This window comes from Agrobacterium sp. 16-2014-1-2a (assembly GCF_053522705.1).
Map to the genome: position 1 here is coordinate 460,561 of NZ_JBNWBX010000003.1, position 23,638 is coordinate 484,198.

19 protein-coding genes are annotated in these 23,638 nt (G+C 59.1%); 7 read left to right on the top strand and 12 right to left on the bottom strand.

Annotation, left to right across the window (positions count from 1 at the left end; translation table 11 throughout):
• Positions 1 to 77: 77 nt before the first annotated feature.
• The 5 genes from ACQZ45_RS13785 to ACQZ45_RS13805 form a co-directional block, all read right to left on the bottom strand.
• A complete protein-coding gene (locus tag ACQZ45_RS13785; RefSeq protein ID WP_025595341.1) occupies positions 78 to 959 on the bottom strand; it encodes a dihydrodipicolinate synthase family protein in 882 nt (293 codons plus the stop codon).
• A complete protein-coding gene (locus ACQZ45_RS13790) occupies positions 956 to 2,596 on the bottom strand; it encodes an ABC transporter ATP-binding protein (RefSeq protein ID WP_025595340.1) in 1,641 nt (546 codons plus the stop codon). The genes ACQZ45_RS13785 and ACQZ45_RS13790 overlap by 4 nt, the downstream gene beginning before the upstream one ends.
• The gene (locus ACQZ45_RS13795; protein WP_025595339.1) at positions 2,589 to 3,512 is read right to left on the bottom strand and encodes an ABC transporter permease; all 924 of its coding nucleotides are present in this window, start codon (positions 3,510 to 3,512) and stop codon (positions 2,589 to 2,591) included. Before ACQZ45_RS13795 ends, ACQZ45_RS13790 begins: the two co-directional genes overlap by 8 nt.
• A gap of 14 nt (positions 3,513 to 3,526) precedes the next feature.
• Entirely contained in the window at positions 3,527 to 4,441 is a 915-nt protein-coding gene (locus ACQZ45_RS13800; RefSeq protein WP_003511517.1) for an ABC transporter permease, read from the bottom strand.
• Positions 4,442 to 4,514: 73 nt separating this feature from the next.
• Positions 4,515 to 6,023, bottom strand: coding sequence for an ABC transporter substrate-binding protein (locus ACQZ45_RS13805; RefSeq protein WP_025595338.1), 1,509 nt, complete (start codon positions 6,021 to 6,023; stop codon positions 4,515 to 4,517).
• A gap of 320 nt (positions 6,024 to 6,343) precedes the next feature.
• On the opposite strand from ACQZ45_RS13805, the gene ACQZ45_RS13810 reads away from it, so the two are divergent.
• Genes ACQZ45_RS13810 through ACQZ45_RS13820 form a run of 3 tightly spaced genes read left to right on the top strand, consistent with a single transcriptional unit; the run spans position 6,344 to position 9,617 of the window.
• Positions 6,344 to 7,540, top strand: a complete 1,197-nt coding sequence (locus tag ACQZ45_RS13810; protein WP_025595337.1) for a sialidase family protein — start codon at positions 6,344 to 6,346, stop codon at positions 7,538 to 7,540.
• The gene (pdxA, locus tag ACQZ45_RS13815; RefSeq protein ID WP_025595336.1) at positions 7,537 to 8,493 is read left to right on the top strand and encodes a 4-hydroxythreonine-4-phosphate dehydrogenase PdxA; all 957 of its coding nucleotides are present in this window, start codon (positions 7,537 to 7,539) and stop codon (positions 8,491 to 8,493) included. The genes ACQZ45_RS13810 and pdxA overlap by 4 nt, the downstream gene beginning before the upstream one ends.
• Entirely contained in the window at positions 8,490 to 9,617 is a 1,128-nt protein-coding gene (locus ACQZ45_RS13820) for an iron-containing alcohol dehydrogenase (protein ID WP_025595335.1), read from the top strand. Before pdxA ends, ACQZ45_RS13820 begins: the two co-directional genes overlap by 4 nt.
• 48 nt (positions 9,618 to 9,665) lie before the next feature.
• Here ACQZ45_RS13820 and ACQZ45_RS13825 read toward each other — a convergent pair whose 3' ends face one another.
• From ACQZ45_RS13825 to ACQZ45_RS13845, 5 genes are all read right to left on the bottom strand, one after another.
• Positions 9,666 to 10,373 (bottom strand): FadR/GntR family transcriptional regulator, encoded by a 708-nt coding sequence (locus ACQZ45_RS13825; RefSeq protein ID WP_003511522.1) that lies wholly within the window; start codon positions 10,371 to 10,373, stop codon positions 9,666 to 9,668.
• Positions 10,374 to 10,377: 4 nt separating this feature from the next.
• Complete coding sequence (locus tag ACQZ45_RS13830; RefSeq protein WP_025595334.1) at positions 10,378 to 11,418, bottom strand: four-carbon acid sugar kinase family protein; 1,041 nt, start codon at positions 11,416 to 11,418, stop codon at positions 10,378 to 10,380.
• Positions 11,419 to 11,578: 160 nt separating this feature from the next.
• Positions 11,579 to 12,628: a polysaccharide deacetylase family protein gene (locus ACQZ45_RS13835; RefSeq protein ID WP_025595333.1), complete on the bottom strand. Its 1,050-nt coding sequence runs from the start codon at positions 12,626 to 12,628 to the stop codon at positions 11,579 to 11,581.
• A 6-nt stretch (positions 12,629 to 12,634) separates the two neighbouring features.
• Entirely contained in the window at positions 12,635 to 13,822 is a 1,188-nt protein-coding gene (locus ACQZ45_RS13840; protein ID WP_448742294.1) for a carboxylate--amine ligase, read from the bottom strand.
• A 165-nt stretch (positions 13,823 to 13,987) separates the two neighbouring features.
• A complete protein-coding gene (locus ACQZ45_RS13845; protein WP_025595331.1) occupies positions 13,988 to 14,377 on the bottom strand; it encodes an acyl-CoA thioesterase in 390 nt (129 codons plus the stop codon).
• Between the two features lie 172 nt (positions 14,378 to 14,549).
• Between ACQZ45_RS13845 and ACQZ45_RS13850 the strand changes: the two genes are divergently transcribed.
• On the top strand, positions 14,550 to 14,744 hold the full coding sequence (locus tag ACQZ45_RS13850; protein WP_013761913.1) for a hypothetical protein: 195 nt from the start codon (positions 14,550 to 14,552) through the stop codon (positions 14,742 to 14,744).
• 38 nt (positions 14,745 to 14,782) lie between these two features.
• On the opposite strand, the gene ACQZ45_RS13855 is transcribed toward ACQZ45_RS13850, so the two are convergent.
• Both ACQZ45_RS13855 and ACQZ45_RS13860 read right to left on the bottom strand, forming a co-directional pair.
• On the bottom strand, positions 14,783 to 16,591 hold the full coding sequence (locus ACQZ45_RS13855; protein ID WP_025595330.1) for an ABC transporter ATP-binding protein/permease: 1,809 nt from the start codon (positions 16,589 to 16,591) through the stop codon (positions 14,783 to 14,785).
• Positions 16,576 to 16,812 carry a hypothetical protein gene (locus ACQZ45_RS13860; RefSeq protein WP_025595329.1) on the bottom strand — a complete coding sequence of 79 codons (237 nt, stop codon included), beginning with the start codon at positions 16,810 to 16,812 and terminating at the stop codon, positions 16,576 to 16,578. The genes ACQZ45_RS13855 and ACQZ45_RS13860 overlap by 16 nt, the downstream gene beginning before the upstream one ends.
• A 71-nt stretch (positions 16,813 to 16,883) precedes the next feature.
• Here ACQZ45_RS13860 and ACQZ45_RS13865 point away from each other — a divergent pair, with 71 nt between their 5' ends.
• Genes ACQZ45_RS13865 through ACQZ45_RS13875 form a run of 3 tightly spaced genes read left to right on the top strand, consistent with a single transcriptional unit; the run spans position 16,884 to position 23,503 of the window.
• Positions 16,884 to 20,213: a transglutaminase family protein gene (locus ACQZ45_RS13865; protein ID WP_003511533.1), complete on the top strand. Its 3,330-nt coding sequence runs from the start codon at positions 16,884 to 16,886 to the stop codon at positions 20,211 to 20,213.
• 1 nt (position 20,214) lies between these two features.
• Positions 20,215 to 22,620 (top strand): circularly permuted type 2 ATP-grasp protein, encoded by a 2,406-nt coding sequence (locus tag ACQZ45_RS13870; protein WP_003511535.1) that lies wholly within the window; start codon positions 20,215 to 20,217, stop codon positions 22,618 to 22,620.
• A 4-nt stretch (positions 22,621 to 22,624) separates the two neighbouring features.
• Complete coding sequence (locus tag ACQZ45_RS13875) at positions 22,625 to 23,503, top strand: transglutaminase family protein (RefSeq protein ID WP_003511536.1); 879 nt, start codon at positions 22,625 to 22,627, stop codon at positions 23,501 to 23,503.
• The last annotated feature ends 135 nt before the right edge of the window (positions 23,504 to 23,638 follow it).

Sequence of the window (23,638 nt, forward strand, 5' to 3'; positions counted from 1 at the left end):
CTTCTGGCCGTTTTGTGGATATTTTTCACGTGGCGCCACACCGCGTCACTCCTGCACGTCACATTCGGGCGGTGGCGTTACAGCTGTTGATAACGACGTAATATTTCCACGATCCGGTCATCCTGTTCCTGATCTGGCAGAAGGGCGGGTTGCCGGCTGGCGCCGACGGATGGGTCCTGAAGGTAAAGCGAGCGCTTGACCATGGCGGGCGCAAAACCGAGCGCATAGAGATCGGTGCGAAAATCCGTATAGATCGCCTGCTGGCGTTCGGCCTCGGCGATATCGCTGGCGTTGAAAGCATTGAGAATGCCGGCAAGTACATGCGGGAGCGCGTTGCCGAGGCCGGAGATGCAGCCGGCGGCACCGTTCTGCAACGACCAGAGAACGAGATGATCCGGGCCGGAATAGACTTCGAAACCGGGCATCTCCTTTGCTACCTGTAGATAGGCTTCCAGCGTCTGCTGCGCACCGCCCGAATCCTTGATGCCGGCAATGTTGCCATGGGCGGCAAGTTTGCGGGCGGTTTCCGGCTCTATGTGGTTCTGGGTTCGGGCGGGAATATCGTAAAGATAGACCGGTGTTTCGAGGGCGTCGGCCACAGTCGAGAAATGGCGGATCAGCCCATCCTGGGTGCAGGCGATGAAGAAGGGTGTGATGACGGCAATACCGTCTACGCCGATGCGGTCGAAGGCTTTGGCGAGTTGCAGCGTTTCGAAAGTGGCGGGCATGCCGGCATTGACGATGACCTTCGCACGGCCCGCAACTTCGTCCACCACCTCTTCCGTCAGCCGGATTTTTTCTTCATGCGTCAGTGCGGTGAAATCGCCGTTAGTTCCGGCGCACATGATGTTGTTGCCGGCCGCCACCTGACGGCGCACCTGCGCACGGGTCGCTTCGTAATTGATGGTTTCGTCCTCGTTGAAACAGGTCACGAGCGCGACGAAGGCTTGTTTGGTCATGAAAGAACTCCGCTTGGATTTCCAATAGTGTGATCGGCATCGATCCGACGCACAGACTGCATATCGGGGTCGGGATCGAGGCTGGCGGAAAGAAGTGCGCGCGTATAGCCCTCGCGCGGCGCTTCGAAAACCTGCCGGACAGTCCCGAATTCCACAACCTCTCCCCGCTGCATGACCATGACGTGATCGGCAAAATCGCGGACCACCGGCAGGTCATGCGCGATGAAGATGAAGGAGAGGCCCATTTCACGGCGCAGCTTGTCAAGAAGTGCAACAACCTGCGCCTGGACAGACACGTCGAGCGCCGAGACCGCTTCATCGCAGATGATGAGCTTCGGCTCCAGCGCCAGCGCGCGGGCAATCGCGATCCTCTGCCGCTGGCCACCGGAAAACTGATGCGGATAACGGCGCATATGTTCCGGCGAGAGGCCGACCTGATGCAGCAATTCCGCGACCCGTTCGCGCCATTTCGCTTTGGGTAGTATGTCCGGATGGATCACCCAGGCTTCGGAAACCAGCTGGAACACAGTCATGCGGGGGTTCAGCGACTGGGTTGGATCCTGAAACACCATCTGTAAATCACGCCTGAGGGCAAAGAGTTCGGCAGGCGAAAGCTTGAAGAGATCACGCCCCTTCCACTCGGCGCTGCCGGCATCCGGCTCGTCGAGCCGGAGCAGAATGCGCGCGAGTGTCGATTTGCCGGAACCGCTTTCGCCAACGACAGCTATGGTTTCCCCCGCCATAAGGTCAAAGGAAACGCCCTTCAGTGCCTCGAAAGCCCCATAACGTTTGCGCACATCGCGCACACGGAGGAGCGGTTCGCCGGTCGCATTCGGCTCGTGCATTTCGCCCCTGCCGGGGGCGGCGCTGATGAGCTTGCGGGTATAGGGATGCTTTGGGTTGCGATAGACCTCGCGAACCGTGCCTGCCTCCACCAGCACGCCCTTTTCCATCACGACCACCCGGTCGGCGATTTCGGCGACGACGCCAAGATCATGGGTGATGATGAGAACGGCCATACCGGTTTCCCGCTGCAATTCCTTGAGCAGGGCAAGAACTTCAGCCTGAACCGTCACATCGAGTGCCGTGGTCGGCTCGTCGGCGATCAGGAGATCGGGCCGGAGCGCAAGCGCCATGGCGATCATCACACGCTGGCGCTGGCCGCCAGAAAATTCATGCGGATATTTCTTCAAGGCTCCGTCCGGATCAGGAATTCCAACACGCGCGACAAGCCGCCTCGCCTCCGCTTCGGCTTTCACCCTGTCCATTCCATGGGTGGTCATCGCCTCGCGGATCTGCCAGCCGACGGTATAGACCGGATTGAGATGGCTGAGCGGGTCCTGAAAGATCATGGCGATGCGCCGGCCATTGATCTCGCGGCGGGCCTCAGCCGGCATTGTCAGAAGGTCTTTGCCATCAAGAAATATCTGGCCGCCGCTGATACGTCCGGGCGGCATGTCGATGAGGTTCATGATGGCCGAGGACGATACCGATTTGCCCGAGCCGCTTTCACCGAGGATCGCAAGCGTTTCACCACGGTCGATATGATAGGAAACATCCTTCACCGCATGCACGACACCGCCTGCGGTGTGAAACTCCACGGAAAGGTTGCGCACATCGAGAAGATGGTCAGGCATGTTTGCGGCCTTTCATTTCCAGCCGCCAGCGCTGCACGGGGTCGAGCGCAATGCGCAGCCAGTTGGACAGCAGGTTGAGCGACAGGGTGGTGAGTATGATGGCAAGGCCCGGCCAGAAGGACAGCCACCAGGCATTGGTGAGGTACTGCCGCCCCTGCGAGATCATCAGGCCCCAGGTGATTTCCGGCGGCTGAATGCCGATACCAAGGAAAGACAGCGCGCTTTCCGCCAGCATCACATAGGCAAAATCGAGCGTCGCAAGCGTTGTCAGCGTCGGCAGGACCACGGGTAGAATATGGCGGAACAGGATACGTTTGCCCGATGCGCCCATCACGCGCGCCGCCTGTACGAACATGCGTTCACGCACCTCCAGCACTTCGGCCCTTGTGGTGCGGATGTAAACGGGGATGCGGGTTATCGCCAGAACCAGCATCAGGTTGAGGATGGATGAGCCGAGCAGATAAAGCACGATGACCGCGATCAACAGTGACGGAAACGACATGATCACGTCCGCCAGCCTCATGATAATCTGGCCAACACGGTTGGAGGAAAAACCGGCGATCAGGCCAAGCACGGTGCCGGTGACGGCGGAAATGAAAACGGCACCGGCGGCGATCATCAGTGTATTTTGCGTGGCGGCGACGATGCGCGCCAGCAGCGGGCGACCGAGCGCATCCGCCCCCAGCCAGAAATACCATTCGCGTTGCCATTCGAACGGAGCAAGGTTGCGTCCACGCAGGTTCTGCTTCGTCGCCAGCTCGCCAAGCCACGCCGGGCCGACAAAGGCGAGAATGATGACGACGATGAGGAAGATCGCGGCGCAGAGGGCGAATTTATCCGCCCACAACATGCGCAGCATGCGCGTTGCAAAGGATGGCTCATCGATGATCTCTGTATCGGCGTTTGAAAGGCTCATGGCTGAACGTCTCCTCAGTGCCGGATACGCGGATCGAGTAGCGCATAGGCGATATCGATCAGAAGATTCATCAGGAAGATCGCAAGCGCGGTCACGAGAATTGCTGCCAGCACGACGTTGAAATCGCGCTGAAGAATGGAATCGATCATCAGCTTGCCAACCCCGGGGAAACCAAAGATGGTTTCGACGATGACTGCGCCGTTGAGAAGGCTTGCCGCCTGATCGCCGATGACGGTGATGACCGGCAGCATGGCGTTTCGCAAGGCGTGGATGAAGATAATCGGACCCGATTTCACACCCTTGGCGCGCGCCGTTTTGACATAGGCAGAGGACAACGCACCGATCATCGAGCCGCGCACCACCTGAACGATGATGCCGAAGGGGCGCACGAACAGAACCGAGATCGGCAGTATCCAGTGCAGCACCGAGCCGGTGCCGGAGGTGGGCAGCCAGGCGAGATTGACGGAAAACACCACGATCGCCACGATCGCGAGCCAGAAATCCGGCACGGAAGCGCCGATGAGCGAAATGGTGGAGGCCATGCGGTCGAAGAAGCCACCGGAGCGGAAAGCGGCAAGCGAACCGACGACGATTGCTGCTGTGGTGACGAGCGACATGGTGATGACCGCAAGCCACAGCGTCCAGACGAAAGCCTCCAGCACCACATCCAGCGCAGGGCGGGCTTTCCTGAGCGATTCACCCAGATCCCCCGTCATCACGTCGCCCGCGTAGCGCAGGAACTGCACCATCAGCGGATCGTTCAGCCCATGCAGCGCACGAAACTGCTGCTTCAATTCCTCCGAAGCCTCCACCGGCAAAAACAGTGCGGCCGGGTCGCCCGTCAGGCGGGAGAGGAAGAAAACCATTACGATGAGGCCGATCAGGGAGATCAGGCTTGCAACGGAACGTTTTCGGATGAAGCTCAGCATGGTTACCTCCGGTGTTCAGCACGACGGCGAAGCTAAAGCTCCGCCGCCGCTCTTTGGCAGATGAAATACCGGCTTACTTGATGCCGATTTCCGAAAGCTGCAGCATCGAATTGGTGGCGATGGTGGGCTTGAAGTCCAGCCGTTCGGAGACGCGTGAGAAGCCAACCATGTGGAACAGCAGCACATCCGCCACGACATCGTCATGCAGGTAGGCGATGAGCTCGGACCAGAGCTTGGCGCGTTCATCGCCGACGGCTGCGGATGCTCGTTCGATCAAGTCATCCACCTTGGGGTCCGAGAAACCGGATTGCGTGCCCTTGGTGGCATATTTGAAGAACATGGTGAAGGACGGATCACCCTTGGAATTGTCGTGCATGGCAGCGACGATCTGCGGTCCCCGGCCTTCCTTGAAGGGCTTGGAATAATAGCTTTCGTGCTCGGCCACTTCCACGAATTTGAGGTCGATCTTGAAGCCGACTTCCTGCAATTGCTGCTGGATCGCCTCCATGATCTCGGTGACATTAGGGAAGTTCGCAGTGCGCGCGATGATGGTGATCGGCGTATCCACCTTCACACCAGCAGCTTTTGCCTCCTCCAGCAACTTCTTCGCGCTATCAGGGTCGTAGGGGAAAACCTTGACATCAGGGTTCCAGCCGAGCGTGGTCGGCGGAACGAGTGCGGTGGCCAGCACAGCACCTTCGGGAACCAGCGTGCCGAGGAAAGCCTGCCGGTCGATGGCGAGGTTGAGTGCACGGCGCACCCGCACGTCATTCAGCGGCGCGATGTTGTGGTCGAGGCGCATGTAGACCGTCTCGCTGTCGAGATAGGAAAAGTCGGTCTTCGGGTTTGTCGCGTCGAGCTGCGAAATGGAGGGTGAAAGATCGGCTTCGCCGGTCTGCACCATGGCGGCGCGAACCGAGGGATCAGCGCGGAAAAGATAGGTCGCTTCCGTCACCTGCGGCTTGGCGCCCCAATAGTCGTCACGTGCAGTCAAAACAATCTGCTGGCCCGGTGTCCAGTTGGTCAGCTTGTAAGGACCGGTGCCAACAGGCTCGCGGATAAATTCCATCTTGGTTTCTTCGGGCACGATGGTGACGAGCGACATCAGGAGCGGCAGAATGGGCTGGGCCGGCTCTGTCTTGAAGTCGATCGTATGGTCATCGACAATCGTGGGGGTGACGGTCATACCGCCGAAGTAACGACGGGATTCGCATGCATTCTTGTCGCTCATGATGCGTTCGAAGCTATGCTTGACATCCTTGGCATCGAAACCCGTGCCGTCGGAAAACTTCACGCCTTCACGCAGGTGGAAACGCCAGCTGCCATCCGCGTTCTGCTCCCATTTTTCAGCGAGGCGCGGCTGCACGCCGTTCTTGCCGCGCACATCAAGCTCGGTCAGCGTCTCGCTGACATTTTCCATGATGATACGACCAATATTGGAGCGGGTCGCCATGCAAGGCTCCAGCAGGTCAGCCTCTTCCGCCAGCACGATCTTGATCGGCCCCGACGCCGCAAGCGCCGGCGAAACCGCGGCGCTAAGGCAACCCATAACAAGGGCGCCCGCAATCAATGACTTCTTCATTCCGTTCTCCTCCCAGATCAGAAATTCAGCAACATGGCGGCGTGCCGCAAGAGGCATTCAAAAGCCCCGTCTCCTGCATTGAGGAGCATGGCGTGCGGATGATCGTCTCCTCCACCCGTTATCAAAGCATCGACGCTATCACATTTTTTGTCAAATTATTTTTCAGAAGGATTTTTTATTGAGACCCAGTACAGAAGTTTTATCATTATAAAACATATATTTATGTTAAGTCATCAAAAATTTTAGGGCCTCCTTTTGTCTTAAATAAACTTGACAACTTTTTGAATATGTCATTTTCATCAGACCAAGAGGAGACCACGATGACCCCTGATGACATTGCTCACGCCATGACCGGAGCCATCCATGCCGTTTCGGAAAACCGGCACGAAGCGTTCCTGCCATCGCCGATGATCCAGAACCATGCGAGCTTCCTGCACCTTCTGCAGGACGGCACCCTGCTGTGCGCCTGGTTTGGCGGAACGCTGGAGGGAAAATCGGATATTTCGATCTTCGCGTCAGCGCTCACACCCGGCGCGAGCCGGTGGGGAGCACCGCAGCGCCTGAGCAACGATCCCGCCCATTCCGAACAGAACCCGGTTATTTTCACCGCACCTGATGGCACTCTCTGGCTGTTTCACACCGCCCAGCCCTCCGGCAATCAGGACGAATGCCGCATCCGCATGGCGCGGGTCGTCCACGACCCGGCAACGCCGGAAAAGCTGTCCGCCGAAGATGGCCGTTTTCTCGATCTTCCGAAAGGCTGCTTCATCCGTGCGCCACTTCGCATCCGCGATGACGGCGCATGGCTTCTGCCGATCTTCCGCTGCGTCCAACGCCCCGGCCAGAAATGGAACGGCAGCCACGATAACGCAGCACTCGGCATATCGAAAGATAACGGCCTCACTTGGCAATTGCAGGAGCTGGCGGGCTCGACCGGCTGCGTTCATATGAGCCCGGTTGCAGGCGCGAATGGGCGCTACTCCGCTTTTTTTCGCCGCCGTCAGGCCGATTTCGTTTACCGCACGGAAAGCACAGATGGCGGTCGCTCATGGACAGAACCGCTGCCGACCGACGTACCGAACAATAATTCCTCCATCGCCGCGATCAGGCTCGCAGACGGCAGGCTGGCGATGATCTGCAACCCCGTCAACGCCGCGCAATCCAGCGACCGCCGCGCCTCGCTTTATGACGAACTGGGCGAGGAAGACGACAGACCGGATGCCGATCCGAGCGGTGGATGTGTGCCCATATGGGGCGTGCCACGCGCGCCGGTTTCCATCTGCCTGTCCGATGACGACGGCCGCAGCTTTCCTACCCGGATTTTGATCGAGGAGGGGCAGGGCACCTGCCTGTCCAACGATTCGACCAACGGCCGCAATCTGGAAATGTCCTATCCATGGCTTCTGGAGGCAGCGGACGGTACCCTGCACGCAAGCTACACCTATCATCGCCGCGCAATCAAATATGTCCGGCTGGCGCCCGGCTGGGCAGACGCCAAGGACGGGAGAATCGGATGAGCAACATCATTGGTATCACCATGGGTGACCCCTGCGGCGTCGGCCCGGAAATCACCGTCCGCGCGCTTGCGGAAATGTACGCCCCGGATAGGGAAGCAACGCGGATTTATGGCAACCTTGCCACGCTGGAAGCGGCGCGGGGTGCGCTTGGCATCGACATCGATCTTACTCGGAATGTGGTCGATCTGCCGGTGGAGGGTGCGCCGCTGCCATGGGGCACGCTGTCGCCGGTTGCCGGAGACGCCGCTTTCCGTTTCATTGAAAAAGCGGTGCGGGATGCCGAAGCGGGCGCAATCGGCTGCATCGTCACTGCTCCGATTAACAAGGAAGCCCTCAATCTTGCGGGCCACCATTATGACGGCCACACCGGCATGCTGCGCAGCCTGACCGGTTCTTCAGCCGCCTATATGTTGCTTGCCTCCGAGCGGCTGAAGGTCATTCACGTCTCGACCCACGTGTCCCTGCAGGAAGCCATTCGCCGGGCAACGACGGAGCGGGTGCTGGCGACCATCCGCGCTGGCAATGCTCATTTAAAGCGCATCGGTTACGAGCGGCCGCGCATCGCGGTTGCCGGTATCAATCCGCATTGCGGCGAAAACGGTCTGTTCGGCACCGAGGATGATGACCAGATTGCGCCAGCGGTTGCCGCCGCGCGCGCTGAAGGCATCGAGGTACACGGGCCGATCTCCGCCGATACCGTGTTCCACCGCGCCTATTCGGGCACTTTCGATCTGGTCGTCGCGCAATATCACGATCAGGGCCATATCCCGATCAAGCTCGTCGCCTTCGATACCGCCGTCAATGTCTCGGTCGATCTGCCGATTGATCGCACTTCGGTCGATCATGGAACGGCCTTCGACATCGCCGGCAAAGGCATCGCTAATCACGGCAACATGAATGAGGCCATAGCCTATGCGCGCAAGCTCGTGGCGGGCAAGGGCGCAAGAGGATGAACACCATGTCCACAGCCTCCATTCTCATCCATCAGCCGCGCAGGCTTGCCGTTGGCGCCGGCACCATTTCTCAGGTCGGCGCCTGGGCCGTCAAAACCGCTTCGACCCTGGTGATCGCCACGCCGCTGACAGCGAAATTTGCCGACCGGCTGCAATTGCAGGGTCCGTTCACTGTCTTTGACGCCATTCCCGGCGAACCGGACACAGGGACGCTCGATGCAGCACTGGCCGCAGCGCGCGCCGCCAAACCCGATCTCGTCATCGGCCTCGGCGGTGGCTCAGTGATGGATGTGGCGAAACTCGTCGCCGCACTCTGGAATTCCAGCCAGATGCTTGAGGATGTGGCAGGACCGAACAGGGTCGCAGGGCGCGACACCAGGCTCGTCCAGATTGCCACCACCGCCGGAACCGGCTCGGAAGCCGGGATTCGCTCGCTCATCACCGATCCCGTCAAGGGCAGCAAGGTCGCGGTCGAAAGCCCTCATCTGATTGCCGATTTCGCGGTGCTCGATCCGGAACTCACCTATTCCGTGCCATCAGCCGTGACAGCGGCGACGGGGGTGGATGCCATGGCGCATTGCGTGGAGGCTTTCACCAATCGCAAGGCGCATCCGATGATCGACGGTTTTGCCCGCATGGGCTTTTCGCTGGTGGGCAAATATCTGGCGCGCGCCGTTCGCGACGGCGCGGATACCGAAGCCCGCGAAGGAATGATGCTCGCCTCCTACTATGGCGGCATCTGCCTTGGCCCGGTCAATACGGCGGCGGGTCACGCCATCGCCTATCCGCTCGGCACGCTTCTCAACCTGCCGCACGGGCTGGCAAACGCTATCGTCTTCCCGCATGTTCTGGCTTTCAACCAGCACGCGGTTTCGGCAAAGACGGCAGAGGTGGCCGGAGCGCTTGGGCTTCGCGAGCATCTTTCATCCGATGATCTTCGCAAGGCAGCGACAGATTTCTGCGCCGGCCTCGGCATTGAAATGTCCCTTGCGCGGCACGGGGCAAGCGAAACCGACCTTCCCCGTTATGCGCAAGACGCTCACGCAATCCGCCGGCTGATGGACAACAATCCCGTCGATATGAGCCTTGATGACGTGCTCGGCATTTACCGCCGCGCTTTCTAATCGAAAGTCCGGTGCGCTATCGCGCGCACCGGCTCGCCGTCACTTCCCTCAATCCGTATGCGAAGACTCGAAGAGGCGGTCACGTGATCCCGTCAGATGGTCGTGCATCAGCCGCCGCGCGGCCTCGGCATCTCCTTCGGCAATCGCCACCGCAATCGCCTCGTGCTCGGCAAACACGCGGGTAAGGCCGGATGCCTCGCGCTTCACCGACATGCCGTGAAACTTCATTCCCACCGCAATGTGGTCCTTGAGAGCCTCCATCGCAGTCGAGAAATAGCTATTCCGTGCCGCCCGCGCGATGGCAAGGTGGAACTGATAATCGGCATCCTCACGGTGGGACTGGCGATTGGTGGCGTCCCGCATCAGCTCGAGCGCCTTTTTGATTGCGACGAGCCTCTCGCCATCATGCCGCAAGGCCGCCGCCGCCGCAGCTGCCGGCTCCAGAGTCAGCCTGAATTCATAACAGTTCAGCAGGTCAGCGACATTTTCGAGCTGGCCGAAGCCCAGCGGCTCGCGCAGGCCGAATGCCCGCACATAGCTGCCGGAACCCCTTCGCGAATAGATGAACCCCTGTTCGCGCAGCCGCCGAAGCGCCTCGCGGACCACCGGTCGCGACACTTCGAATTCCATGGCGAGTTCATGTTCGGTCGGAAGCCGTTCATCCGGCTTGTAGGCGCCGGATTTGATCGCCCGGTGCATTCTCTCGAAAATAATGTCCGGAAGTGCCTTGCGCGCCGTTTCTTTCATCAGCCCCATCTGGTCAGCTTTCTCCAGCGTCATTTTCGCCGAGCATCATTTTCGCAATCCGTTTCAACGTGTCAGCTTGCCCAAAACCACCTGACTTCGCAATGATACATTGGTCGCCGGACCAGCCGACACCAAGACCGGGCAGGCACTCGCCGGCAAGGCGCAGACGCGATACCCCCATGGCAAGCAGCACCGCTTCGGCCGTGGCGCCGCCGGACAAAAGCAACGTGTCGGTCCCGGTGGTGAAAAGCGGCACGACGCCATACGCCAGCTGGTCTGAAACCTCGAGCGGGGAAAGATCTTCCGCCCCTTGCGTCGCGTAAACGAGCGTCAGGCTGGAACGAGCATGCGCGTGAAAGGGCACGACGCCATTGGGTGCATCGGTGACCGATACCAACCCCGTTCCTTTAAGGATTTCAATTTGTTCAACGGTGATCGGGTCGCGCGAACCTATGACGAAAAGCCCCTTACCCGCGGGAATAGATGCCGCTTCGGGCACTGCCTGCGCTGTCATCATTTCGGCCAGCGCCTCGGCCAGCCCTCGCGCGCCCACCAGAAGATCAACCCCGTTTGCGCGCCCGGCAAGCAAAGCCTCCCTGATGTCCGCATGCGATAGGGTGTCTGGGATTGCGCAGCGGCTGGCGTGACCGCCCAGTCTTTCATGAACCGAAATCGTGCCGTCAACGCCAAAGCCGGACACGGAACCGTCTACGACGATGCGTCCAAAATCCGGAATGGCTGGCGCTACAAGCGCATGCCGATAGGAAACAGCATCCATTTCCGCGGCGATATGTCCTTTCAGGCGGGAATCGATCTTCTTGAACAGAATTGTATCCGCCGGAACCAGTGCCATCAGTTCCTGCGTGCGGCGGCGGGCTTCATCCGCCTTGCCATCCCGACAACCCAGATTGACGCTGAGGACGGCCGGCGCATCGGCCACCGCTGCACGGACGCCGTCAAGACCAATCGCAACTTCAGTCGAAAGCCCACGCCCGGCGAAGGGGGCGGCCGCATCAAGCGCACCGGTCAGGTCATCGGAAAAAATCAACAGCACGGGCGAAACCTTAAGAAAAGTTGTAATGTTTTCCTTCGATAAATTTATTTATAATCAATAGATAAATGGATGTGAATAACAAAAATAACACGACAGCTCGATTAGCCGCACCGACACATGTCGTCGTCATCGGCGAAAGATGGCAGGGAGAGGTTGATCGCTAGACGAAGCGGAAAGGCAGGCCTGAGATGAGCGCTTTGACAAAGCGCTTTTTCTGAAAGCGGCCGTTCAGCGAAACGCGCGGCAACAGCATCGGCTTTTCAAGGCTATGGGCCCCAAGAACACCGGCCTGCGTGGTAACAGCTACGGGAAATCCCGCATCAAACACCGCTTTCGCTTCGCGTTCTCCCACGGCCTTTATCCAGCCATAGGGATAGGAAAAGGACCTCGGCCGACGGCCGACATAGGTCTCCACCCGTCTTGTCGATTCCTCGATTTCGTAGGCCAGACGCGCCGCATCGATCTTGCGCATGTTCACATGCATCATGGTATGCGCGCCGAGATGGACCAGGGGATCGCTCGACAGCGCCTTGAGTTCGGCCGCATCCATAACGAGTTTTTCCACGATCGCGATCGGATCGATACCATGTTGCCCCGCGACACGGTCGATCCTCTCCACCGCCTCGTCCTCCGCGAATATCTGGACGAAGTTTTCCAGACGCGCAAAGGCTTCCGCTTTTTGTGGAAGGCTGCCGGATTTAATCTCCTCCGGCCCTGTCCCGAAATCGAATTCAAAGGACGTGGCTTTCTGCGTCAGCGCGGCAGTGGTTTCCCACCACACGCTACGCGTCCGCTCCACAAAACCCGGCGTGATGAAAATCGTATAGGGAACAGCATATTTCTGGAAAATCGGTGCAGCATATTCGGCATTGTTGCGATAGCCGTCATCAAGCGTGAAAGCGCAGAACGACCGTTTCTCGGAATTATCGGCGAGTAGGCCCGGCAGATCGTGTAGATGAACGGGAACGAGACCACATTCGAGCGCCGCCTCTATCGCCTCTTCCAGAAATTGTGGCGTGATCGACAAGTGTGCATTCGGCGCAAAAGCTGAGGCTTCCTCGTCAGGACGAACATGGTGCAGCGTGAAGATCACGCCACGCCCGGCAAGAGCCGGAAAAGCCGCACGAACCGCCGGCAGGGAAGCTATCTCCAGCCCCGCCCTTATGACCCCATATTTCAGAGAGCGTTTTACCGACCGCAAGAACACCATTACCGATTACCGCAACTTCAAACCGGGCAGAACCCGTTTTTTGATGACTCTCCAGACCGTGAGCGGCAGGTCGATAAGGCCCGGCAAAGGATCGTTCGCCGCAAATGCCGCCCAGCTGCGGATTGTGCGCAGAGAGGCGACATAGTCCCCAATTCCCGCCTGTCCCCGTCGATTTAACGTCAATGCGGCAATGGCATCACGGACAAGATAGGACCATGACACACCTTGCCGCGCATCGAGCATCTGGCCGGTCGGCATGTCGTTGGCAACCTGCCACAGCAGCGCGCCGAGATCGATGCCGGCCGCTGAACACAGGCCAAACCACGACCATGGGCGCGGATTGACATCGAGAAGTTTCAGCGATCCATCCCTGCCATCCCGCTTGAACTCCACCTCGACCAACCCGCTGTGACCGGCCGATTTCAATATTTTCCTTGCCGCATCGATCGCTTGAGGGTTGTCGACAACCTCGACACAGGTGCTGGTGTAACCAAAATCGACGGGATACTGACGTAGGCGCCGGGCGGTGAATTCTGCAACAGGCTTGCCATCGCGCCAGAGCGCCGCATAGGAAAACTGGCTTTCTCCCCCGCCGGGAATGAGCTCCTGCACGACGACATTGCCCGCGCCGATCTCGCCGCTCGCAGCGGCAAAAGCGGCTTTCAGCGCTTGCCTGTCATCGGCGCGGATAACCTTCGCCCGGGAAATCGCGGTATCGCCCCCGCCCATATTCGGCTTCAGGATAACGGGAAACGTCACGTCCAGCGCATCGGCGTCATCGGACGAGGCTATGGCATAGGTCCGGGGGAAGCTGACACCGAGTTCCGCCGCGCGTTTGTAGAGCAGCGGTTTCTCGCACAACCATTGAAGGGAGGACCAATCAGGCAGGACGATTTTGTAAAGGGCGGAAAGCTCATCGCGATGTTGTGAAACGAGCTGAACCTCGCCATCCCCTGATGGCACCAGAAGACACCCTTTCAGATGATGCTTCTCTGCCATATCGCGTAAAAACGCCATCGCCCCTGCATCAAGAGGACAGGACCAGCGGATCGTATTCTTCACGAAACGCGACCAGCCCGGCAGCGGTGAATCATGGGTGATATAGTGCACAGGCACATCAAGGGCGCCAAGGCTGCGGGCAAGGGCAAGCGTGCCGTGAGCGCCACCAACAATAACAACACCTGGAATGGTCACAGCCTGATCCCCGCCCTATTCCATACCTTGATCGCAAAAATTGATAAATAAATTGGATATTTCTAAAGTATTGCGCGTTCGGAGATCGAATTGGCGGAGCCGAAGAGCCTCATGCTCTTTCGGCTGCCTGCGAACGGTCGGAAGTTTGCTTCGAAGGCAAGCGCCTTACGCCTCTTTGCGCACAGGGCGCGGCTCGCCGTTGTCATCCACCGCTACCATGATGAAGACGGCCTCCGTAACCTTTTCCCGGGAATCCTGATAGTGCCTGCGGGTCCAGGCCTCGATCTTGAGCGTGACGGAGGTGCGCCCAACCTTTTCGATCCTGGTATAGACACACAATGTATCGCCGATCTTGACCGGTTTCTTGAAGACGATTTCATGAACCGCCACTGTGACGGTACGCCCGCCTGCCACATCATTGGCGCGGACGAAGGCGGCAAGGTCCATCTGCGACATCACCCAACCGCCGAAAATGTCGCCGGCCGGATTGGCGTCAGCCGGCATGGCAAGCGTTCTGAGCGTGAGTTCCATATCGGCGGGCGGTTGCTGTTCCATATCAAATTCCTTTCAAGAACCTCCCGCCGCCGGATTTAAACAACCGCGCCCCCTCAGCCAATAGCCGATTTTTCGCGGCAGCCCTTCCAAAACAGCAAGGAATCACGAAGCCATCGTAAGCTTCGGTTAACCATGATGCGGCACGATTCCAAAAAACCGCGAGGGCGTGCGAATGGCCTATGACTGGAGTGGAAACAATAAGATACAGCAGCGCTACGACCGTATCATTCTCGCGGTTGCCAGCGTCATTGCCATCAGCCTGGCGACCGGCACCTTTGTTCTGCGCTCGCAGATGGAGCCGGACGGCACCATAAGCCTTGCCAAACAGCAACGGCTGGACCTCGAAAAATGGCATTTGCGGCTTTGATCCGCACGATAATGTCAACAGCAGCATAACCCGGCGGCTTATTTTGGAGCGATATCCGGCTTTACGGTATTTTCCTTCATGGGGGCATGGTCCAGATGGGCCAAAGCCGGGGTAAGAACCGACAAAAATGTCTCTGATCTGCCGATATAGATAATCGCTACGCCGTCGATCCCATTCAAAACCTCCGCCAGCGTATCCTGTGTCTGTTTTTCCAGCCCTTCCAGCAAATCGTCGATGACGATGAATTTCGGCTTCAACAACAGGGCATTGGCGATCCTGATGCTGGCCTGTTCATCCGAATCCAGCTTCTTGTCCCAGCGAATGTGTTCATCAAGCCGGGGCGCCATTTCACCGAGACCGCACGCGGTCAGCGCCGCGACATAGTCTGCCTCCGCAAACCGCTGGGGCGCGCGTGGATAGGCCAGAATTTCGCGCAGCGTACCTGTTGGCAAATAGCCGTGCTGGGCAATGAAAAGCGTGTCGGACTGTTCGGGCATTTCTATCCTGCCCTGCCCCCATGGCCACAGGCCGGCCATGGCGGCAAACAGCAGCCGCCGGTTCACGCCCTGTTCGCCATTGATCATCAGACGATCACCCCGCCCGATTTCAACCTCGGCCTCACGCAGCCGGAAACCACGCTCCAGATCCTGCCCGCCCGCATCACGGCAGATAGTCACCGACCGAAGGCGGATTTTTTCGTTGTCGGCACTCCGTTGAAGATCGATTGCGAGGCCGTGCTGTTCAACGCTGTCCATCTGGATCAGAGCGTTGCGGAACACAGAAACACGCTGCAACGTCGCCTTCCAGCTGGCAATCGGCCCGAAATTGTCGATATACCAGCGAAGTGCGGTATTGACCTGGTTGAAGGCGCCGACGGCCATCATCAGCCCGCCGAAGGTGAGGTTGCCGGAAAAATAGACCGGCGCTGCGATAAGAATGGGCGCCACAACCGCCAACCAGCCGTAGCCCGACGACACCCAGGTCAGATGCGTCATTGCTAAAGCGAGCCCGCGGATTACGCCGAGCACGGCATCGATATCGACGCCGATCCGCCGCCGCTCGTTTTTTTCACCACGCGCAAGCGCAATCGCCGCCAGATTTTCGCTGGCCCGCATCAGGGAAAAGCGTAGTTCGGCCTCTTTTGAATAACGTTCAGCATTCAGGCCGACCAGACGATAGCCGACAAGGTTGCTGAGCAGGGACGCCGAGCCCGCATAAAGGATCGCCGCCCAGACCATGTATCCGGGAATCGCGACCGGATCGCCGTTGATCGTGATGGAAAAGCCTGCCGACAATGTCCACAGAACGCCGATGAAGCTGATGAGCAGGATCGTCGCATTCACAAGACCGATGGAAAGCGCCGTGCTGCTTTCCGCAAGGTTGCGGACATCGTCGTGCAAACGCTGGTCCGGATTGATCGCAATCGTGCCGAAACCGGCAAGGCGGGCGGCGCGCCCCGGTTTCAGCCACTGGTCCACCATATCCTTGGCCAGACCCTCGCGCATGTTCAGCGCCGTCATCTGGTTAAGCCAGGTCTGAATGACATTGAGAAGCAACAACAGCCCGGCAATGATCGCGAAGACTTCGAGCTGGTGGAGGAAGGCGTCAAGATCGCGCCGCTCCAGCGCATTGTAAAACGGCGCGTTCCACTCATTGAGCCTGATCTGCCCGTAAGCGGTGAGCAATATCACCGTGAGCAGGGCAATCGACAGCAATATCAGCCGGTTGCGAACCGGCGACGTCCAGAAGGCATTGCCCATCATGCGCAGTTGCGAACGAAAATCGAGATCGAAGCCCGAAAGGTTCGCCGCACTCTTGCGCTGATCGTCGGTCACCGTTGTTGCCATTCATTCCATTCCGAAACGTCAGTCGGCAAAGAAAGCGGTTTGCGATCCTGCACCTTGCGATGCCCAGCAATAACACGCCGTTCGACCTTGTCCACAACCGCGGAGAAATCCTCAGGGAGACAATTAAAAAGCCGCGGCAATTCTTCGCGCCGGCAAACATCGGCGCCTCGGCCAACAATGCGGTTGCCTCCGGAAATGATCCTTGCTTTCTTTTCCTGCATTGCACAAAATCCAAATAATTTCAGAGGGGCGGACAAACCGCATAAACCGGAAAACCGGGCAAGGCAGATTAATGGCGATCAAAGCGAGCATCTATCATCTGACGCATTATAAATACGACAATCCGGTTCGCCTTGGACCGCAAATCATAAGATTGAAGCCCGCCTCGCACTCCAGAACCCATGTTATCAGCCATTCTCTCAAGGTTTCACCGTCCAATCATTTCGTGAACCTTCAACAGGACCCATACGGCAATTATCTCGCCCGTTTCGTTTTTCCCGAGCCGGCGACGGAATTCAAGATCGAGGTCGATCTTGTCGCCGATATGACGGTTTACAATCCGTTCGATTTCTTCGTTGAGGAAGAGGCGACCAAGTGGCCGTTCGATTATCCGCAGGAGCTGCGGGAAGATCTGTCCATCTACATGAAACCGGAACCGACCGGCCCCCTGCTTTCCGCCTTCATGGCCACCGTGGACCACACACCCGGACAACCGACGGTGGATATGGTCGTCGGCCTCAACGCCCGTCTGCAGCAGGAAATCGGTTACGTCATCCGCATGGAACCGGGTGTTCAGACGCCGGAAGAAACGCTGGCTTCCGGCAAGGGTTCATGCCGCGACACCAGCTGGCTGTTCGTCCAGATCTTGAGACATCTCGGCCTTGCCGCACGTTTCGTGTCCGGATACCTCATCCAGCTGACACCGGATCTCAAGGCATTGGATGGCCCGTCAGGGACAGAGGTCGATTTCACCGATCTGCATGCCTGGGCCGAGGTCTATATGCCGGGCGCCGGCTGGGTCGGTCTCGACCCCACTTCGGGGCTTTTGACCGGCGAGAGCCATATTCCGCTGGCGGCAACGCCGCATTTCCGCAATGCCGCGCCGATTTCCGGCGGTTATTTCGGCGAGGCCAATACGGAATTCGCTTTCGACATGCAGGTTCGGCGCGTTGCCGAGACCCCGCGCATCACCAAACCCTTCTCCGATGAGAGCTGGGAGAGCCTCAATGCACTCGGCGAAAAGGTCGATCAGGTTCTGAACGCCCATGACGTCAGGCTGACCATGGGCGGCGAGCCGACCTTCGTTTCCATCGACGATTTCGAATCCGAGGAATGGAACACCGGCGCGGTTGGACCGACGAAACGCGAAAAAGCGGACGTGTTGATCCGCCGCCTGCGCGAACGTTTCGCGCCCGGCGGCTTCCTGCACTACGGGCAGGGAAAATGGTATCCAGGCGAAAGCCTGCCGCGTTGGACATTTTCGCTCTACTGGCGAAAGGACGGTCTGCCGATCTGGCAGAACCCTGCGCTGATAGCCGAAGAAGGCGCAAATACCGGTGTTGCGGCCGACGACGCGCAAAAGCTACTGAGCGGTATCGCCACTCATCTCGGTGTGGAGCCGGATCTGGTGCTTCCGGCCTATGAGGATCCGGCCGAATGGATCATCAAGGAAGGTAGTCTTCCCGAAAATGTCGATCCGTCCAACTCGAAACTGAAAGACCCGGAAGAACGCAATCGCCTTGCCCGCGTGTTCGAACGCGGGCTTACGACACCGACGGGTTATATTCTTCCGGTGCAGGCGTGGAACGCCAAGCCCACCACAGACAAACGCTGGGTCAGCGAGAAATGGAAAACACGGCGCGGCAAGATTTTCCTCGTTCCGGGTGATAGCCCGGTAGGTTACCGCCTGCCGCTTGGCACCCTGCCCCATGTGCCGCCATCCGCCTATCCTTATATCCATGAAGCTGACCCCTCGATCCCGCGAGGGCCGCTTCCCGAGAAATTCCAGCCCTCCGGACGCACCATGCCGGAAGCGTCTTTCCATGCGGATGAGGCATCCGGCCAAGAACGCATCGAGCAGACGCTTGGTGAAATCGGCGGCGCGGTGCGCACAGCCATGTCGGTGGAACCGCGCGATGGACGGCTCTGCGTCTTCATGCCGCCTGTCGAACGCATCGAGGATTATCTGGAACTGGTCGCAGCGGCAGAAGCGGCAGCGGCCGAGCTCGGGCTGCCCGTCCATATCGAAGGTTATGCTCCGCCGCATGACGAGCGTATCAATGTCATCCGTGTAGCGCCCGATCCCGGCGTCATCGAGGTAAACATCCACCCGGCCGCAAGCTGGAAGGATTGTGTCGACATCACCACGGCGGTCTATGAAGAGGCGCGACAGACGCGTCTGGGCGCTGACAAGTTCATGATCGATGGCCGTCACACCGGCACCGGTGGTGGCAACCATGTGGTCGTGGGCGGGGCCAACCCGAATGACAGCCCTTTCCTGCGCCGTCCCGACCTTCTGAAAAGCCTTGTCTTGCACTGGCAGCGGCACCCATCGCTTTCCTACCTGTTCTCCGGCCTGTTCATCGGACCGACGAGTCAGGCGCCCCGCATCGACGAAGCCCGCCACGACAGTCTTTACGAACTGGAGATCGCGCTGGCGCAGGTGCCTGCCCCTGGCCAGGGTGCGCCGCCGCTACCATGGCTGGTCGACCGCCTGTTCCGCAACCTCCTGACGGATGTGACGGGCAACACCCACCGCGCCGAAATCTGCATCGACAAGCTGTTTTCTCCGGATGGGCCGACCGGCCGCCTTGGCCTTGTGGAGTTCCGCGGCTTCGAAATGCCGCCGAATGCGCGCATGTCGCTCGCCCAGCAATTGCTGGTGCGCGCCCTCATCGCCCGTTTCTGGAAAAACCCCGCCGCCGGCAAATTCGTGCGCTGGGGCACGGCACTTGCAGACCGATTCATGCTGCCGCACTACATCTGGGCGGACTTTATGGACGTGCTCGGAGACCTGAGGGAAAATGGCTTCGACCTGAAGCCGGAATGGTTCACAGCCCAGCAGGAATTCCGTTTCCCCTTCTTTGGTGAGGTGGAATACGAAGGCGCGAAGCTGGAATTGCGCCAGGCTCTGGAGCCCTGGCATGTTATGGGCGAACAGGGTGCCATCGGGGGAACCGTGCGTTTTGTCGACAGCTCCGTCGAGCGTATGCAGGTCCGCCTCGAAACCTCCAACCCTGCGCGCTATACCGTGGCGTGCAACGGTCGCGCCGTTCCGCTAACTCCGACGGAAAACCGAAGCGTTGCGGTGGCCGGTGTTCGTTTCAAGGCGTGGCAGCCCTCTTCCGGCCTGCATCCCGTTCTGCCGGTCAATTCGCCCTTGACCTTTGACATTTATGATACATGGTCGGGACGATCGATCGGCGGATGCATCTACCATGTTGCTCATCCGGGTGGTCGCAATTACGAGACCTTTCCCGTCAACGGCAACGAGGCCGAGGCACGCCGCCTTGCCCGTTTCGAACCATGGGGACATACGGCCGGGCAATATCCGTTGATGGCGGAAACCGTGTCGCCAGAATTTCCGCTGACGCTCGATCTGCGCCGGCCATACGGAGTATAAATTGTCCAAAGCCCCGGCCACGGAACGCAAGACGGAAACGAGCGCGCAATCGCGCGGGCTTGACTACTCCACCTTGCCCGGCGTGGCCGATGAGATGCTCGATACCAACGGCAAGGTCAGACCGGTCTGGAAAACCCTGCTCGGTGCCCTGTCGCGCATGTCGGAACGCGAACTGCATGAGCGCTTTGCCCGCACCGACCGCTATCTGCGCGATGCGGGCGTGTTTTACCGCGATTATAGCAAGGGCAGCAGCGAAAGAAACTGGCCGATCTCCCATATTCCGGTGCTGATCGACGACAAGGAATGGACGGTTCTTTCCGAAGGGCTTAAACAGCGCGCCAATCTTCTGGAAGCCATGGTCGCCGATTTTTACGGCGAAAACCGGCTGGTGAAGGAAGGTTACGTACCGCCGGCACTGATCGCCTCCAATCCGGAATATCTGCGGCCGATGGTCGGCGTAAAACCTGCAAGCGGCCATTATCTGCATTTCTGCTCGTTCGAGATTGGACGCGGACCTGATGGCAACTGGTGGGTACTGGCCGACAGGACACAGGCGCCTTCCGGCGCAGGGTTTGCGCTGGAAAACCGGGTAGCGACCACACGCGCGCTTTCCGACATCTATGCCGAAACCCATGTTCACCGTCTCGCTTCATTTTTCGGCGCTTTCCGCGACACCTTGCAGTCGCACAGAAAACATCCGGATGACCGCATCGCCGTGCTGACGCCCGGCCCCGCCAACGAAACCTATTTCGAACACGCCTATATCGCCCGCTATCTCGGCTTCATGCTGCTAGAGGGTGAGGATCTGACCGTGGTCAACGGCCGCGTGATGGTAAGAACCGTGGCCGGACTGAAACCGATCGGCGTGCTTTGGCGGCGCCTCGATGCCTCCTATTCCGATCCGCTGGAACTGAACCAGCAATCCCACATCGGCACGCCCGGCATGGTCCAGGCGCTGCGCAATGAAGCACTGACAATCGTCAACGCGCTCGGCACCGGCATTCTCGAAACACGGGCCCTGCTGTCCTTCATGCCGCGCGTCTGTCGCCACCTGCTTGGCGAAGACCTGAAACTGCCGTCCATCGCGACCTGGTGGTGCGGACAGGAATCCGAGCGTCGCCACGTTGCCGGCAATATCGAGGGCATGGTCATCGGCCCGGCCTATTCCCGGCTGCCCTTCTTCGAAGACAACGGTCAGTCCGTGCTCGGCTCGTCCTTACGCGAAACGGCGAAGGAATCGATCAGCGACTGGCTCGCTTCCGATGGCCACAGGCTTGTCGGCCAAGAGGTGGTGACGCTTTCCACCACGCCAGCCTATATCGACAACAAGCTCGTGCCGCGCCCGATGAGCCTTCGAGTTTTTGCCGCCCGCACCCAGGATGGCTGGCAGATCATGCCGGGCGGCTTTGCGCGGATCGGCAGCAGCAACGATGTATCCGCCATCGCCATGCAATCAGGCGGCAGTGCTGCGGATGTCTGGATCGTCAGCGACAAGCCGGTGGAACGCACTACGCTTTTACCGGCGGAAGAAAGCTTCACCCGCAACATGCCGGGTAGCCTGCCGAGCCGTGCGGCGGACAATCTCTTCTGGCTCGGCCGCTATATCGAACGTTCGGAAGGCGCATTGCGCATCTTGCGCGCCTGGCACGGACGTTATGCCGAATCCGCCGACCCACGTCAGCCCTTGCTTGCGCATGTGACGCGTTATCTCGAAGCGCTGGATGTGGAAATGAACGATGCCGTGCCGGAAAGCCTGCTGAACAACATCAACAGCGCGCTCTATTCCGCCAGCAACATCCGAGACCGTTTTTCGCCGGACGGATGGCTTGCGCTGAATGACCTTGCCAAGACTGCCCGTCGGTTCCACGCAAAGGTTTCGCCGGGCGACGACGCGACCCATGCCATGACGATCCTCCTTCGCAAGCTTGCAGGCTTCGCCGGTCTCGTGCACGAAAACATGTATCGTTTCACCGGCTGGCGGTTCCTGTCGATCGGCCGCTATCTCGAGCGTGGCCTGCATATGACAAGGCTTCTCGGCCACATGACCGGACCGGATGCTCCAGATGGATCCTATGACATGCTGCTCGAAATCGGTGACAGCGTCATGACCCATCGCCGCCGCTACAATGTCAGCACGGCGGGTCTGACCGTCACCGATCTTCTGGCGCTCGATCCGCTCAACCCACGGTCCATCCTGTTTCAGCTGAACGAGATTCGTACCGAGGTGGAGCAGCTGCCGAACGCCTTTACGAACGGCCAGATGTCGCCCTTTTACCGCGAGGCGATGCGGCTGCATTCCGGCCTTGCCGTCATGACGCCGGAAAACATGAACGGCGCGATCTACCGCCAGCTCGAAACGGACATGGAACATCTCTCCGATGTTCTGGCCCAGACATATCTCGGATAACCCGATGCTTTATGACCTTTCCCTGCATATGGGTTACACCTACGACACGCCGGCCCATGGCGCGCGTCACATCATCCGCGTGCTACCCCTTTCGATCCCGGGCCGTCAGCGCTTCATCGCCGGCACCATCGATGTTTCGCCGGTGCCGGAAGAACGGGCGGTCTTTGAAGATTTCTTTCATCAATCGGCCACCTCAGTGCATCTGCGCGCACCGCACGAAAAGCTGGATATCCGCATGCAGGCGCGTGTGATGGTGGAGGCACCTGCGCTGACGGCAGATTTTTCACCCGAGCTTTCACGCCTGCCGCAAGACCTTGCCGACGTCTGGTCGGTCGACTTCCAGTCGCCGCATCACTTCATCGGCGCCAGCCCGAGGCTAGGGACGGATACGGCGATATCGGCCTATGCGCGGGAATTGCTGAAGCCCGGAATGACCATTCGCGAAATCGCACTCTCGATGTGCAAACGCATACACAAGGACTTCACCTATGACGGTGAAGCGACGACTGTCGATACGACACCGTCGGAAGCCTTCAAGCTGAAACGCGGCGTATGCCAGGACTTTTCGCATATCATGATCATGGCGCTGCGCAGCCTCGGCATTCCCGCCGGTTACGTCAGCGGCTTCCTGCGCACCATCCCCCCGCCGGGCAAGGAACGTCTGGAAGGTGCCGATGCGATGCATGCCTGGGTTCGCGTATGGTGCGGTGAGGCCGCCGGTTATCTGGAGCTCGACCCCACAAACGATATCGTTGCCGGCAGCGACCATATCGTCGTTGGCTATGGCCGGGACTATTCCGATGTCGCGCCGGTGATCGGCGTATTGAAGAGCTACGGCAACCAGCAGATCAAACAGGCCGTCGACGTCATTCCCGTCCAGTAATGATACATTACGTGTTATTATGAGCATACTCGAATTAATACTTGAAAAACTGCACCAATTTGAGCGACGTATAAAATTTAACCGTCTACATTAGTGGATTCTACATCGTTTGCGGGTTTCCTGCGCTCAGTCTAA